Source organism: Vibrio sp. Scap24 (genome assembly GCF_013394185.1).
Lineage (GTDB): Bacteria > Pseudomonadota > Gammaproteobacteria > Enterobacterales > Vibrionaceae > Vibrio > Vibrio pomeroyi.
This window is the reverse complement of the sequence record NZ_CP041333.1, coordinates 470836-486220: the sequence shown is the minus strand read 5'-3', so window position 1 is coordinate 486220 and position 15385 is coordinate 470836. Positions and strand designations below refer to the sequence as shown.

The following is a 15385-nucleotide window of genomic DNA, read 5'->3' as shown; positions in this document are numbered from 1 at the left end:
CCAATATGAGTTAGGTCTCAACTCGCTTTTCCATTCCAAATCCCCTCTCAAGCCTGCTGTACCAATAGCTCACACATTCGATAAATTTCTGTTGTCGACTCGACAAATTTAATTCGTTTTCTTAGTTAAACGAAAAGCCTTAAGGTTCGCCCCGAAGCAAGCAAGGAGCCTAAGAAAAAACTGAAAGCTCAGCTAACAACTAATTTATTTGCAGTTACCAATCAGGTATTAACTAAGGAAACGCCATGCGTATCGCAATTCTTTCTCGTAACGAAAATCTATACTCTACCGCTCGTCTAAAGCAGGCTGGAGAAGCACGTGGTCATCAGGTCGATGTTATCGACACGCTGCACTGTGATATAGATATCGCGAGTAACAATCCGAAGATTCGCTACATGGGTGAAGAGCTACCTCAATACGATGCTGTTATTCCACGTATTGGCGCTTCCATTACCTTTTACGGAACTGCGGTTGTTCGCCAATTCGAAATGATGGGTACTTTTTGTATCAATGAGTCAGTAGCAATCAGTCGTTCTCGCGACAAACTGCGCTCACTACAACTGTTGTCTCGTAAAGGTATTGGCTTACCAAAAACAGGTTTCGCTAGCCGCCCAGACAAGATTCAAGACTTGATCAAAAACGTAGGTGGCGCGCCACTGGTTATCAAGCTTCTTGAAGGCACTCAAGGTATCGGCGTTGTACTAGCAGAAACAAACAAAGCAGCAGAAAGCGTTATCGAAGCGTTCATGGGCCTAAAAGCGAACATCTTGGTTCAAGAGTTCATTGAAGAAGCAAATGGCGCAGACATTCGTTGTTTTGTTGTTGGCAATAAAGTAATTGCAGCGATGAAGCGTCAAGCTGGTGAGGGTGAATTCCGCTCTAACCTGCACCGTGGCGGTACAGCTCAACTGGTTAAACTATCTAAAGAAGAGCGTGCTACAGCGATCAACGCGGCGAAAATCATGGGGCTAAACCTATGTGGTGTAGATATTCTACAATCTAAGAATGGCCCAGTGGTAATGGAAGTGAACTCTTCTCCAGGCCTAGAAGGTATCGAGAAAGCGACAGGTAAAGATGTAGCAGACATGATTTTCGAATTCATCGAAAAAAATGCAAAACCAAACGCTAACCGTACTCGTGGCAAAGGCTGATTAAACGCCGTTAACTCATGATTGGAAATAACATGAACAATAAAATGATCATAGGGAATACTGAAGCACTTTGCTTACCAGAATTAGGGATAACTGGACTACATACACGTGTTGATACAGGGGCTAAAACCTCTTCTCTACACGTAGACAATCTACTATGTGTAAAAACAGACGGTGAGAACTTCGTTGAGTTTGACCTTCACCCAGACGTTTATCACCTAGAAGAGACAGTGCGCTGCAAGGCGAAGCTGAAAACAAGTAAGAAAATCAAATCATCTAACGGCGAAGTTGAACACCGTTGTGTGATTGAAACCATGCTAAAAATCGGTGGTCAACAATGGCCTATCGATATCACACTAAGCAACCGTCAAGATATGACTTATATGATGTTGCTTGGTCGCCAAGGCATGAGTGACAAAGTGATTGTTGATCCAGCGGGTGAATTCCTGCTGACTCACTAATCCGAGTCATCGTAACCGCTCCACAGGTTATAACTAAAGCTAGTCACAACGATATAAGGCCAGTCTCATGACTGGCCTTATTGCATTCTATTCTTTAATTTCTATTTTCTGCTTTTACTTTGGGCTTATCTATTTCTTGGATTTACCATGAGACTGAAAACCAAAACGCCAAATCGATAACAACAGTTTCTTAGTTTTGATTTTGGTTACCCGCCAATGCGTCACAGGTCTTCTTGGGGCACTCATCAATAAGTGTTCAAAGGCTGTCTGACTAAAATCGACTTGTCCTCCATGCGCCACCAGCAAGGTATCCAGCTGCATGTCATAGATTCGAGATACTGACTCTCGGTACTTGTTAGGATGAAAGATAGGGAAAGGCGGAATCAGCTTCTTTTTCACTTCCACCATTAGGTCTGCTACATAGGCAACGCTGTGAGATGGACAATAAACCGAAAGATCTCTGTCGGTATGACCCGGCGTTTCGAGAACCAACCAATCATCAAAACCCGGAATGCTCTCACCATCCGACAGCTTGTAGTCCGGCTTTAACTTCCTTGAATACCATAGGTTTGCTTTAGGTTTCCCTAAGCGATTCGCCATCCATCGTGCCAGCGCCAGATCCGTCAAATGCATCAAGATACCATCAATTCCGTGATACCAGTCTTTGTCTCGATTTGCTGCTACCAAGTTACAGTTCGTTAGCTTTCTGAGCTTGTGCGCGGCCCCAGCGTGATCAGGATGCATGTGTGTCACCACAACCGTGTGTAGATCAGAAAAATCACGCATAAGTTCGGTTTCAATGAAAGTCTTCAAATGCGGGATGTCGGCTCGACATGCGCCATCAAGCAACAGTAATTTGTCTGGATACTCCACCAAGTACATGTCTTGGATGTAACCTTTAATGGTATGCAGCTGCAAACCCACTCCTTGTGATAAACCAGCTGGTCAGACCTATACCATAGCAAACTCACAGCTAATTGTGATCATTTTGTTAACATCAACATTTATAACCCCTTTATTTTCATGGCTTATAAAAAACACACCTCTCAGACAAGGTCAAAAAAATCAAATAATTCAATGACTAACTAGCGAACCACCATTAAGAATAAATACACTCCCAAATATATTTCGATTTTTATCGAAATATTTATTGACGGTCTAATTTCGCAAGCGTATATTTCGACTATTCCAGAAATATAGAGAAAATAAATTATGACTATTACACAAGATATGGTTATGGATACCTTAGGTATGTTCGGCTTCTTAGCGGTTGAATTAACACTACTATTCCTATTGATCAGCTACATCGTAGGTGTACTGCAGGAGTACATTCCACCAGAGAAAATACAAAGCATTCTGAGTGGCAAAAATGGTAAGGGTTACTTTGTTGCAGGCTTATTGGGCGCTATTACCCCATTCTGCTCATGCTCAACAATTCCATTTTTGAAAGGTCTACTGCGTGCAAAAGCAGGTTTCGGCACCATGATGGTGTTCCTATTTGCTAGCCCACTTTTAAACCCAATTATCATCGGCCTATTCGCCGTGACATTTGGACTAAAAGTGACGGTGTTCTACTTTGCTATCGCAATGGGTGTGTCGGTAATCGCGGGTTACACCTTAGAGAAACTTGGCTTTGAAAAATACGTAAAACCAGAGGCTTACATTGCTCCTGAAGCGAAAGGCTGTGCTTCTTCATGCGGCGCAAAAGCAAAACCTATCAACAAATGGGTAAGAATTTGGAACAGCACATGGGCTGACTTCAAAAAAGTGGTTCCTTACCTAATCGGTGGTATTGCTCTTGGCTCAATGATTTACGGCTTTATGCCAACGGAATTTGTGGCAAGTGTAGCAAGTGAAGACAACCCATTTGCGATTCCAGTGGCGGCTGTAATTGGTATCCCACTGTACATCCGAGCTGAAGCCGTGATTCCTTTGAGTGCAGCATTAGCAGCGAAAGGCATGGGACTTGGAGCAGTAATGGCGTTGATCATTGGTAGTGCTGGTGCGAGTTTGACTGAAGTGATTTTGCTTAAATCTATCTTCAAAAACAAAATGATTGCAGCGTTCTTGTTCGTAATCTTGAGTATGGCAATTAGCGCTGGTTTCTTGTACCAATTCATCTTCTAACCCTGAAAACACACTCTCTTGAGTGTGCTTTTCCAGTATCAAAGAATAAAAAAAGAACAGAGAAACAAGTAGATAAACGAATCACTCCACAAGTCAAAGAATCAGAGGTGCAATATGGTTGAGCAAATCATTATTATCGGCGCAGGCCAAGCGGGTCTATCGACCGCCTACTACCTAAAAAGAAATGGGCTCAACCCACTCATTCTTGATGCGAATCCAACGCCCGGCGGCGCTTGGATAAAAGGATGGGACAGTTTGATGTTGTTCTCACCAAAAGAGTACAGCTCGTTATCTGGGTTGATGATGCCGAAGACTGAGCTCGAATACCCGAGCCGCAACGAGATCATCAGTTACTTAGGTCGCTACGAAAAACATTACGACTTTAGAATCGAACGCCCAGTGCAAGTGCAAAATGTTGAGAAGAAAGATGGTCTGTTTTACATCACTACCGACACTGGTGTTTATCAGTCTCACACTTTGGTGTCAGCCACCGGTAACTTCTCTGGTGCATCGACTCCCTACTTTGAAGGCACTGAGCAATTCAAAGGTAACCAGATTCACTCAAGCGAGTACCAACACAACAAGCCGTTTGAGAAACAAAATTTAGCGGTGATAGGAAGCGGCAACTCAGGCTCACAGATCCTTGCGGAAGTGTCAGAAGTCGCCCACACACACTGGTTTACGAATCGTCCACTGCAATATCTTGATGACGATTTAGATGGCCGATACCTGTTCGACCTTTCAACCAAACGCTACTACGCCTCTTTGAAAGGCGAGACACTTGAGAATACTGACGACTTTTCCAAGATTGTGATGACAGATAGCGTGAAAGAAGCCCGAGATCGAGGCGTGCTGCTCAAAGAAGAAGACATTATTCGCTTTACCGAAGACAGCATCATCACCAAAAACAAAACGATTCCGATCGATGCGATCATTTGGTGCACGGGCTTTAAAACCCAACTCGATCACTTAAAAGGTTTAGAGCTAGACAGCGATCTTAGCAAGATCTCCGAGGGTACTCGCTCCAATCAACATCAAGGCCTGTGGTTTATGGGCTATGGTGAGTGGTCAGGGTACGCCTCCGCGACCATTGTTGGCGTTCAAAAACACGCGCGAGAAGCCGCTAAACAAATCACTGAAGCGCTCGCATCAAGGGTAAGTTAACTCGGCCTTCATTCTAGCTATCGCTTAATTCTAGCTATCGCCTCATTCGAATTCCCCCTCACAATTAACGCCTCTGCGTTGGCCTAATATGGGCTGGCTCTGAGGCGCTCTGCAAGCTTTCTCATCTCCCAATTTAGACACCTTCTGCGGTTTTATCGTGACGACAAAATACGTGATTTGTTGGCCTGAGTTATTAGGACTATATATGCGCCTCTAATTTATTGTCTGAGTGCTATACATGAACCAACTAATCGATGCTCTTTCTACCCAAGGTTACTTTGTTTGGGATGACTTCTTAACGCATGAAGAAGTAGTGGCATTGAGGGATTGCATTCCAGAGAACTGGAAAAAGGCTAGGATTGGCCGTAACGATGAAGTAACGCGAGAGTCGACCATTCGTAGTGACAAAATTCAGTGGGTACGCCGCGACATGGGCGAGCCAGCTTCTCTGTTCCTAGACAAAATGGAGCAAATTCGTTTAGAAGCAAACAAAGCGTTCTTTTTGGGTCTGTTCGAGTACGAAGCGCACTTTGCTAAATACGAGAAAGGCGACTTCTACCAAAAGCACTTAGACTGCTTCAAAGGCAATGAGAACCGCCGTCTGACTACCGTGTTCTACATGAATGATGAGTGGACAGAAGAAGACGCAGGTGAACTGGTGGTTTACGATCTAAAAGACAATCACATCGCAACCATTCCGCCAAAGTCAGGCCGTTTGTTTGTGTTCTTGTCTGAACAGTTCCCACACGAAGTTCTGCCAACCAACACAGAGCGATTCAGTATCGCAGGTTGGTTCCGTATTAACGGCGTGAAAGACAACCAACTCGATATCGCGCACTAAAGCGGGATTTAATATTAGAGACTTTTGTCCAAAGTCCGTCACTCAAAGCCTCTCCATCGAGAGGCTTTGTTGTTTTTGGCATAATGCGTATCTCTACCAACCATGACGCATCAGAGTCACCGACAAATACATCCCAACCACGATAACCGTTCCCACAAACCAAGTGCTTAAAAACGGTACGCCTGAAAACGATAAGCGTCGTATCAGCTTGCGCTTATTAAAATCTGAGCCACACACAGCACACGATGATGAGTGTGACTGAATGCTGCCGAATTGCTGATTCGCAGTCCATGCGTGACAATGTTTACAGAAGCGTAATTTGGCACTTTCTTCATGTGTATTTAGCTCCAGTTCAGCGTTATTTAAACTTTGGATCGATAAAGTAGCCACCGTTTCTAACGATGATTTTGGTGATTGATACGACATGATTAAGGTGTCCGGTAGCGAGTCATTGATGCCGAGGACGATACCCGCAACGCGCTCAAATAGCCTGTTAAGTGTTATTAAAAGCAATGAAACGACATTAATTGAGCTTTAGACACGAGTTAACTCAGCCTTTGCGACAATCTAAGCCACTGAATTACTGAACAATCTCACTAACATCTAAATTATCAATAACCTTCCCCTTAAATAAAATCGAAATGAATCTTTCATAGCAGTGAAACGGTTTAGCCACGTAAGTGAAATACGTCCTGTTCAAGATAGCTTAAAACGACACCCCTACCGTCTCGTTAACACTCTGACTCAATACCCCTACATAGATTTCATCCAAAAGGAAAAGAAGATGAATAAGCTAATTTTGGCAGGCGTTCTTTCTGCAACAGCAGCAATGCCAGCGCTCGCAACGACTCAAGTCACTTGGTGGCACGCAATGGGCGGCCAACTTGGAGAAACCGTCAACAAAATTGCGACCGACTTTAACGCGTCACAAGATGATTACGAGATCACGCCAATCTACAAAGGGTCATACACAGAGACCTTAACAGCGGGTATCGCTGCCTACCGAGCAGGCGAAGCACCAAACATTCTACAAGTCTTCGATGCGGGTGCAGCAACCATCATGAACGCCAAAGGTGTCGCGAAACCAGTACAGGATATTCTGGTTGAGTCGGGTTACAGCTTTGATTCAAATGATTACCTAGCAGGTGTTCGTAACTTCTATGCCGACAACCAAGGCAAGATGGTCGGCATGCCTTTCAACAGCTCGACACCGGTTCTTTACTACAACAAAGACCTTCTTGCGGAAGTGGGAGCCGAGGCTCCTAAAACTTACGAAGAACTCGAAGTGGTTGCTAAGAAGCTAAAAGCAGAAGGCCACATCGCCTTTTCTCAATCTCTGACACCGTGGATCATGTTCGAGAACTTTAAGTCTCGCCATAACCTACCGGTCGCTGACCAAAACAACGGCTACGACGGCCTATCGACCAAACTGATGTTCAACACCAAAGACATGATGATGCACGTCAGCAAGATGAAAGAGTGGTCAGATTTAGGCTACTACAAGTATTACGGCAGCGACTGGGATGCAAACCAAACACCTTTCGAACGCCAAGAAGTGGCAATGTGGATGGGTTCTTCTGGTTCGTTTGGTGGCTTACGTAACCGTGTACCTTTCGAGTTGGGCACCACCTACCTTCCCTACTGGAAATCAGTTAACCCAGATGCAGGCTTAACCTTCATTGGTGGTGCAGCATTGTTTGCGCTGAATGGCCACGACCAACAACAAGACAAAGGCGTCGCGGCGTTCTTTGATTACCTAACCAAACCTGAAACTCAAGTCTACTGGCACAAAACCACGGGCTACGTTCCGGTAACGACAGCGGCTTATGACCTAGCGAAAGAGTCTGGCTACTACAAAGACCAACCAGACGCAGAAGTGGGCGTTAAACAACTGAGCCTAAAATCTGGCGAATGGACTAAGGGTTATCGCTTAGGTTACTACCCTCAGATTCGTGAAGTGATGCATCGTGAATTCGATAACATCTTCGCTGATCGTTCTAGCGTCGAGAACAGCTTAGACAAAGTCGAAGATGAAAGCAGCAAGCTACTAAAACGCTTCGCTCGCACCATGAACTAGATAGGTTGATGAGCTAGTCCTGTGTCATGGACTGGCTCTGTTAACGAAACAAAGCAGTTCATTACTCCTCACTACTTGTCAGTCACCTTGAATCAATAGAGTGATAACGAGTCGTGAGGAGACTCTTCACTCACGCCATCTCTTGCTCCAAAAACTACAACTCAACTGGAAGCATGCCTTGTTATAGCGCGAGTGGTCACGATAACTAACAGTGGTTCAAGCCACTCATTTGGGGATTACCCTGTGGAACGACGTCAGCAATTTTTTCACTCTCCACTGCCTTACTTATTTTTGGCGCCTCAGATACTCATCATCGCGGTTTTCTTTATCTATCCGGCGGCAAAGGCGGTGTATCTTTCCTTTATGCTGGAAGACCCTTGGGGAACTTCTTCGCTCTTCGTGTGGTTTGAGAACTATCAAATGTTATTCGGATCGAGTGAGTACCTAAGCTCGATTGGCTTCACCCTGATGTTCGCGATCGTGGTGTCTTTCTTGTCGCTAGCGTTGGCGCTGCTGCTCGCCGTAAAAGCCGACAACATCATTCATGGTCAAGGGGCTTACAAAGTCACCCTCACGTGGGTATATGCCGTTGCTCCCGCGATTGCAGGTGTTATCGGTGCTTTCCTATTTAACCCACACATTGGCGTATTCACGGAGATATTTGCAGTGGTAGGTTGGGATTTCAGCTTCCAGACTGATCCTGTGGATGCCACGTTCGCTCTGATATTGGTGTCGGTGTGGAAGCAAGTCTCAGTGAATTTCATCTACTTTCTTGCTGGCCTTCAATCAATCTCATACGCGGTAAAAGAAGCCGCGATGTTGGACTGTGTCTGCGATTCAAAACGCTTCTGGACGATTACCTTCCCGCTACTCGCACCAACGGGCTTTTTCCTGTTGGTCATCAACCTCACCTACTCGTTCTTTGAAACCTTTGGCGTGATAGACACCATGACCAATGGCGGCCCGGGCGGCGGCACAACCTCGTTAGTGTACAAGGTGTATCGCGATGGTTTTGTTGGAGCAGATTTGGGTGGTAGTTCGGCACAATCGGTTGTGTTGTTGCTGTTGGTACTGACGCTCACGTTTATCCAGTTTCGTGTTGTTGAAAAGCGTGTTCATTACTAGCCCATCACAGCTAGGTTTTAACGCGACAGGAGTTATTAATGAAAAGTAATAAGGTCTCTGACCACCTAATCTTGATTGCTGGGATGCTGTTTATGTTGGTCCCTATCTGGCTGCTCTTCGCCAGTTCGACCCATAACCCGAACACCATTGTCAGCGAGGGTTTGCAGTGGTTACCAGGCGATAACTTCGCGGCTATCTATAGCGAGGCTTGGAACAAGAGTATGGGGTTTAGCGGTGAAGTCACCGCCAGCAAAATGATCGCCAACTCGATGACCATGGGACTCGGTTTTGCGATCGGCAAGATCATCATCTCTATGATGGCTGCATTTGCTTTGGTCTATTTCAGGCTGCCTTACGCCACGGCGTGGTTCTGGTTGATCTTCGTTACTCTGTTGCTGCCACTAGAGGTTCGTATTATCCCGTCTTATGAAGTGGTTGCAGGGCTTGGGCTGCTCAATAGCTATACCGGTTTAATTCTGCCTTTGATCGCCTCTGCCACCGCAACATTCTTCTTTAGACAGTTCTTCAAAACCATTCCCGATGAACTGCTCGAAGCCTCTCAACTAGATAACGCAGGCCCGTTTCGATTCTTTGTCGACATATTGCTGCCGCTGTCTAAAACCATGATCGCTGCAATCTTCATCATCATGTTTGTGGTGGGTTGGAACCAATACCTGTGGCCAATCATGATGACGACGGATGAAGGCTACAACACCATCGTGATGGGTATCAAACAAGTACTCAATAACATTAATGAAACCAGTTTACCGCGCTACGACTATGTGTTCGCCATGGTGATTTTAGCGATGTTGCCACCCGTTTTAGTGGTGGTTGTATTTCAGCGTTGGTTTGTAAAAGGGCTCGTAGAAAGTGAAAAATAATAACGAAACAACTCAAATGAATGATAACCGAATCCAGTCACTCGATGAGTATAAGACGTCTCACCAGACTTATCCCCAAAAGACAGAGGACACTTCTATGCCTATTCGCAATCACTCGTTAGCTCACAAGAATGCTGGTAGAGGGCATAAACTCAAGGCCAAGCCGCCCGCTATGCTGGGTATCAAGAACTTGGTGAAGACATACGAAAACGGCCATCAAGCTGTAAAAGATGTCTCACTTGATATCAATAAGGGCGAGTTCCTTGTATTGGTTGGTCCTTCAGGCTGTGGCAAGTCTTCAATTCTGCGTTCTATCGCAGGCTTGGAAAGCATCTCTGGCGGTGAGATTCACTTGGGTGGTCGTCGTGTTGATAACGAAAAACCTGCACAGCGTGATATCGCGATGGTCTTTCAGAATTACGCGCTCTACCCTCACATGACGGTGTATAAAAACTTGGCTTACGGCTTAAAGAACCGAGGTGTCAGCCAACATGTGATTGAAGAGAAGATTGAGAAAGTCGCCAAGACACTCAAAATCGAAGAATACCTAGATCGAAAGCCAGCCAAGCTCTCAGGTGGACAGCGCCAACGTGTGGCGATGGGCCGAGCGATCGTTCGCGACCCGCAACTATTCCTATTTGATGAGCCTCTGTCTAACCTCGATGCCTCGCTGCGTGCTCACATGAGATTAGAAATCAAAAAGCTGCAACGTGAACTCGGCGTGACCAGTGTTTACGTAACTCATGACCAAGTAGAAGCCATGACGCTGGCAGATAGAATTGTGGTCCTCAACAAAGGTCAGATTGAACAAGTCGGCACACCAAGAGAGGTCTACCACCAGCCAGCTAGCACCTTTGTCGCGAGCTTCATTGGCAGCCCCGCGATGAACTTTTTACCTGCCACACTCGACGATGGTTATCTTGAAATCGGCGATCAACAGATGTATTTGCCAGAGTACGCACACGTTAAGAACACGAAAATAACCCTTGGCATTCGTCCTGAACACTCTGAGGTTTGTTCCGAATTAATGATGAACACCTTACCTCTTGAACTGCGTATCAACGTGGTTGAGCCGTTGGGGCCAAATCAACTGGTACACGGCCTTGTGAACGATCAGCCTTTTATTGCCGTTACGCCAGAAACAACCCTATGCCAAGCGGTGCCACTCGGATTAAGTATCGATAAATCCAACCTGCATATTTTTGATGGCCGCGGGAAGCGTATTCAGCCAAATAACTTCACCTCACAAGAGTTACACGAAGAGACAACAAGCTTAACGACGGCTCTAGCTTAATGGAGTACACTGATATTTAATGCGTTTTTACGGTGCGTCTTTAAGAAGGATTAATTATGTCGTCTATCATCGTAGGTCATCGGGGTGTAGCAGGTACTCACCCAGAAAATACCAAAGCAAGCATTGAACAAGCCGCTAAACTCGGTTTGAAATGGATTGAAGTAGATATTCAGCCAACTCAGGATGATCAACTTGTGGTTTGTCATGACCACACTCTTGAGCGCTGCAGCGATGGCAAAGGGCGTGTTGATGAACATACCCTTGCCGAATTGCGTCAGCTAGATTTCGGCAGTTGGAAGTCTGAGCAATTCGCTGGAGAGAAAATACTGACGTTGGAGGAACTACTCGCGCTTGTTGAGCAGTACGATCTCAGCGTTAACTTGGAAATCAAAGTCGATAGCCGACACCAAGCTCCTCACGTGGTGGATCTGCTGCATTCAGAACTGATTCGTTCAAACCTCGATACCGACAGAGTGCTGCTTTCAAGCTTCAGCCATCAAGTGGTTGCTGAAATGGCTCGTCACCTCCCAAGGTACCGTGTCGGTGTGATCACAGAGCAACTGACGCAAGACGATTTACTGCTGATTAATGAAGTAAAAGCGTTCAGCTGCCACATGAATTACGAACACGTGATTCAGAGCGATCTTGATACGCTCAGCGAAGCGAACATTCAAACATGGTGCTACACCGTAAACGATCCGTCTCGCTTCGAATTCCTCTCAAATGTGGACGCGGTATTCACTGATTTTCCAAATAAATTCAACTCGATAAATTGACCTCGCAAATACTACAAAAATCACGCTGAGAGACTTTAAAATTAACCTCTAGAAACCTCAAAATTAGGTAGTAAACATAAGTGAGTAGGAGTACATTCCGCTACTCACTTGGTTTCATTAGCTCGCTCTATTCAGACAGCTTCATTGGTTACTTAATTTATGGATCTCATTTTTAGTCCAACTTTCCCAATTTTGGGTGCAATCTTCATTTTCGCCGCTATTGTTCGTGGCTTCTCAGGTTTCGGTTTCACTTTAGTGGCATTGCCATTAAGTGCGTTGTTCGTGCCTGTTATCGAACTGGTTCCTGTTTTCATGTTGATCGACCTACTTGGCAATGTTCAATTGCTGCCTAAGGTTCGAAAACACGTTAACTGGCGCTGGGTTTCAAAGGTCTTTATCCCTTGCTTTGCCTTCACTCCTGTTGGCTTACTTCTGCTTAAATCGGTTAGCCAAGACACGATCATCTTGATCATCAGTGCCTTCATCTTTGCGTCTGCATTAATGATCTACAAAGGTTTTCAGTACAAAAGCGAACCAAGATTTGCCCCTTATATTCTAGGTAGCCTTGCAGGGATCATGAATGGCGCGGCGTCGATGTCTGGGCCTCCAGTTGGTACGCATGCCTTAGCAAGCCCAGTCGCTCCGCACATTGCCAGAGCTGGCCTGATTGCCTTCTTCGTTTTGGCGGATTCGAGTGCGTTTGTTTCAGCATCCATCGCAGGGTTAGTCGATCGAGATGTGGTGTGGCTGACTCTTGTACTCTTGCCGAGCAGTATGTTTGGCGGCTATGTGGGATCTAAATTGTTCGAAAGATTTGGTGGAGAGAAATTCAAGCCCGTGACTATTGCACTGCTTATCGTGATTGCTATTTTCAGTGCAGGACGAGTTTTACTGTAACGAGCTTAAGAAGGTTTAAAGTCACTCTATAAAAAGAGTCTTGGAAATGGATGCCAATATCTACCATTCGATATGGATAGGGGTGCCCATTTTTACGAGTTGAATAAACTCATCCATGTCTTGATTGGTTAGTGCAATACAGCCATCGGTCCAATCAAAGCTTTGAATAAAGCTCGGTGAACGACGCTCACCATTCTTGATGCCGTGGATTTTGATATTCCCACCAGGGTCGACATCATTGTTTTCTGCCCACTGCCTGTCCGAAGGTTGCGGGTAGTTGATATGCACTGAGCGATAGAAATCCGACTCTTCCATCACATAGTCGAGCTGGTATTGCCCTTCTGGCGTTCGGTTGTCCCCTTCAAAGCGTTTATGCCCTTTCGGTTGCTTGCCGAGTGCAATTCGAAACTCCTGAATCACCTCATCCCCTTTCATCAGATACATTCTGCGTTTCGACTTATCCACTTTGACCAAGGTAACCACTTGCAGCAATGGATCTATCTCAGGGACATCGTCCGGCACGTTGTAAAACTGTCGAGATGAGCTTTGAGGTCGGCGTTTAGATGAGCCTTGAGAAAGCTGAGCAACCTGTTTGTCTGAATCATTGTTAAGCACATCATCGACAATAATCACATGTTGGGATTTTGAGCCTGCTGAAGAGGACGAAGAAGACGTTGATACACGCTGAGAATGGGAAGGTGCAGACTCAAACACAATGGTTTCAATCGCGGTCGCGTCAGACACTATTTTCTCAACCACAACCTTTTTGGCGTCCGGTGACGGAACATATTGCGGGGTATCGGTAGCAGAGGCTGTCACTGAATAAATCAGCGAACTCGATAAAAGCATGCACAGTGTTAAAGGCAAAAAACGACGCACCTTTAGATCTCCTCAAAACTCATGGACATGGTTCGAGACTGAGTTTCCATTCCTAGCGACTCATAAAAACTTTGAGCTTGTTGGTTAAACTCCATCACCTCTAACCTAAGTTCTATCGCACCTCTCGCTTGCGCCCATTGGTTGAACGACTTCATTAATGCGCGCCCAGCGCCTTGGCTCTGAACCTGATCGCTCACCACTATGGTATTTACCCTTGCCACCTTGTGTGATTGGATAAAACTGACGCCTTTATTCTGCGTGACCTTACCCGCTAAAAAGCCAACCACTTGCTTCTCATCAACCGCAACAAAGAACGCGCCAGTCGGGTCAATCATCAAGCCTAACCAATACTCTTCACTGTCTGCAAAGCTTTGAGAAGGCGGCGCAAATACCATAGGAGCACCAAGATGATGTTGACGGTTTATCTGATCAGAGAGCGCTAAGATCGCGTTAATGTCAGTTACCTTCGCTGTCCGGATTTGCATATCATCACCTTGTTTGAATTCAATAACACCTTAGCAAAAATGGCTTAGTTGTGCACCGTTACACTGGTCGACTCAGACGCTCTGTGAAGGCGAGTTACTAATATTAGGCACTAAGTTTGGGGAAATTGTTCCGTAAATCTCAGGCACATTGCCAGCCTTTGAGTGCTACTATCTCTGCAGAATCAATACACTAACGACTGGATACCTCTATGATTAAGTTCGCTGTAATTGGAACCAATTGGATTACACAAAAATTCGTTCAAGCTGCACATGAATCACTATCGATGCAGCTGGCTGCGGTTTATTCACGAAACCTAGAGAGCGCTGCACAATTCGCACAAGAATTTGGCGTCGAAACCATCTACGATTCACTCGATGCTTTAGCCAATGACAGCACGGTCGAAGCTGTGTACATCGCTTCACCAAACTCACTGCACTGCGAACAGTCCATCTTCATGATGGAGCACGGTAAGCACGTTATCTGTGAAAAGCCGGTTGCATCAAACATTGATGAGGCAACACGCATGTTCGAAGTGGCTGAGAAAAACGGCGTGGTGTTGTTTGAGGCGTATAAATCTCAATTCCTACCAAACTTTAAGCAAGTCCAACTCGGCCTAGAAAAGATTGGCAAGGTGCATAAAGCGCACATCAACTACTGCCAATATTCATCGCGTTACCAGAAATACCTGAATGGCGAGAATCCAAACACCTTCAACCCAGCTTTCTCGAACGGTTCATTAGTCGATATTGGCTTCTACTGCGTAGCTGCAACGGTTGCTCTGTTCGGTAAGCCTGAAAATGCTCAAGCTTCTGCAAAGCTGCTTGAATCCGGTGTAGATGCGCATGGCTGCGCGATCTTCCAGTACCCAGAGTTTGACGTAACTCTAGCGCACTCTAAAGTCAGCGACTCTTACGCACCAAGCGAGATCCAAGGTGAACAGGGAGCGATCATCATCGATCACATCGCAGAATGCACCGACGTTAAGATCCGCTACCGTGATGGCAGCATTGAAAATCTCACTCAAGCACAGAGCGAAAACTCAATGAGCTACGAAGCACAAGCCTTTGCAGGCTGCATTGAAGGTGATAACGAAACTCAAGCTCAAGCCAAACTGCGTGCTCTAACCGTTGCCAAGTTGATTACAGAGATGCGCCAGCAAGTTGGTGTCGTTTATCCAGCTGATAAATAACATCACCATTAAGTTAACCAGCTGATTTTTAACAAAT

At 45.6% G+C, this 15385-nt stretch carries 16 protein-coding genes; 12 read left to right on the top strand and 4 right to left on the bottom strand.

Annotated elements, in window-relative coordinates:
- Nucleotides 1-245: 245 nt before the first annotated feature.
- Together rimK and FLM53_RS17790 are read left to right on the top strand one after the other, a co-directional pair.
- Nucleotides 246-1151, top strand: coding sequence for a 30S ribosomal protein S6--L-glutamate ligase (rimK, locus tag FLM53_RS17795; protein WP_176680022.1), 906 nt, complete (start codon nucleotides 246-248; stop codon nucleotides 1149-1151).
- A gap of 32 nt (nucleotides 1152-1183) precedes the next feature.
- The gene (locus FLM53_RS17790) at nucleotides 1184-1612 is read left to right on the top strand and encodes a RimK/LysX family protein (protein ID WP_176680023.1); all 429 of its coding nucleotides are present in this window, start codon (nucleotides 1184-1186) and stop codon (nucleotides 1610-1612) included.
- Between the two features lie 129 nt (nucleotides 1613-1741).
- Here the strand turns inward: FLM53_RS17790 and FLM53_RS17785 are convergent, their stop codons facing one another.
- On the bottom strand, nucleotides 1742-2530 hold the full coding sequence (locus FLM53_RS17785; protein WP_176680024.1) for an MBL fold metallo-hydrolase: 789 nt from the start codon (nucleotides 2528-2530) through the stop codon (nucleotides 1742-1744).
- A gap of 312 nt (nucleotides 2531-2842) precedes the next feature.
- Between FLM53_RS17785 and FLM53_RS17780 the strand changes: the two genes are divergently transcribed.
- The 3 genes from FLM53_RS17780 (at nucleotide 2843) to FLM53_RS17770 (ending at nucleotide 5744) form a co-directional block, all read left to right on the top strand.
- Nucleotides 2843-3739: a permease gene (locus FLM53_RS17780; RefSeq protein WP_218113484.1), complete on the top strand. Its 897-nt coding sequence runs from the start codon at nucleotides 2843-2845 to the stop codon at nucleotides 3737-3739.
- Between the two features lie 114 nt (nucleotides 3740-3853).
- Nucleotides 3854-4903, top strand: a complete 1050-nt coding sequence (locus FLM53_RS17775; RefSeq protein ID WP_176680025.1) for an FAD-dependent oxidoreductase — start codon at nucleotides 3854-3856, stop codon at nucleotides 4901-4903.
- Nucleotides 4904-5141: 238 nt separating this feature from the next.
- Nucleotides 5142-5744, top strand: a complete 603-nt coding sequence (locus FLM53_RS17770; protein ID WP_048663268.1) for a 2OG-Fe(II) oxygenase — start codon at nucleotides 5142-5144, stop codon at nucleotides 5742-5744.
- Nucleotides 5745-5837: 93 nt separating this feature from the next.
- On the opposite strand, the gene FLM53_RS17765 is transcribed toward FLM53_RS17770, so the two are convergent.
- Complete coding sequence (locus FLM53_RS17765) at nucleotides 5838-6170, bottom strand: hypothetical protein (RefSeq protein ID WP_178992124.1); 333 nt, start codon at nucleotides 6168-6170, stop codon at nucleotides 5838-5840.
- Nucleotides 6171-6528: 358 nt separating this feature from the next.
- On the opposite strand from FLM53_RS17765, the gene FLM53_RS17760 reads away from it, so the two are divergent.
- The 6 genes from FLM53_RS17760 (at nucleotide 6529) to FLM53_RS17735 (ending at nucleotide 12794) form a co-directional block, all read left to right on the top strand.
- Nucleotides 6529-7821 carry an extracellular solute-binding protein gene (locus tag FLM53_RS17760; protein ID WP_176680027.1) on the top strand — a complete coding sequence of 431 codons (1293 nt, stop codon included), beginning with the start codon at nucleotides 6529-6531 and terminating at the stop codon, nucleotides 7819-7821.
- 243 nt (nucleotides 7822-8064) lie between these two features.
- Nucleotides 8065-8946, top strand: a complete 882-nt coding sequence (locus tag FLM53_RS17755; RefSeq protein ID WP_176680028.1) for an ABC transporter permease subunit — start codon at nucleotides 8065-8067, stop codon at nucleotides 8944-8946.
- A gap of 38 nt (nucleotides 8947-8984) precedes the next feature.
- Complete coding sequence (ugpE, locus tag FLM53_RS17750; RefSeq protein WP_176680029.1) at nucleotides 8985-9827, top strand: sn-glycerol-3-phosphate ABC transporter permease UgpE; 843 nt, start codon at nucleotides 8985-8987, stop codon at nucleotides 9825-9827.
- A complete protein-coding gene (locus FLM53_RS17745) occupies nucleotides 9817-11121 on the top strand; it encodes a sn-glycerol-3-phosphate import ATP-binding protein UgpC (protein WP_176680030.1) in 1305 nt (434 codons plus the stop codon). Before ugpE ends, FLM53_RS17745 begins: the two co-directional genes overlap by 11 nt.
- 56 nt (nucleotides 11122-11177) lie before the next feature.
- A complete protein-coding gene (locus tag FLM53_RS17740) occupies nucleotides 11178-11897 on the top strand; it encodes a glycerophosphodiester phosphodiesterase family protein (protein WP_176680031.1) in 720 nt (239 codons plus the stop codon).
- A gap of 159 nt (nucleotides 11898-12056) precedes the next feature.
- Nucleotides 12057-12794, top strand: a complete 738-nt coding sequence (locus FLM53_RS17735; RefSeq protein WP_017629729.1) for a sulfite exporter TauE/SafE family protein — start codon at nucleotides 12057-12059, stop codon at nucleotides 12792-12794.
- Nucleotides 12795-12854: 60 nt separating this feature from the next.
- Here the strand turns inward: FLM53_RS17735 and FLM53_RS17730 are convergent, their stop codons facing one another.
- On the bottom strand, nucleotides 12855-13673 hold the full coding sequence (locus tag FLM53_RS17730; RefSeq protein ID WP_176680032.1) for a murein L,D-transpeptidase family protein: 819 nt from the start codon (nucleotides 13671-13673) through the stop codon (nucleotides 12855-12857).
- A 2-nt stretch (nucleotides 13674-13675) separates the two neighbouring features.
- Nucleotides 13676-14158, bottom strand: coding sequence for a GNAT family N-acetyltransferase (locus FLM53_RS17725; RefSeq protein ID WP_017629731.1), 483 nt, complete (start codon nucleotides 14156-14158; stop codon nucleotides 13676-13678).
- A 209-nt stretch (nucleotides 14159-14367) separates the two neighbouring features.
- Here FLM53_RS17725 and FLM53_RS17720 point away from each other — a divergent pair, with 209 nt between their 5' ends.
- Entirely contained in the window at nucleotides 14368-15348 is a 981-nt protein-coding gene (locus tag FLM53_RS17720; protein WP_176680033.1) for a Gfo/Idh/MocA family protein, read from the top strand.
- Nucleotides 15349-15385: the final 37 nt, after the last annotated feature.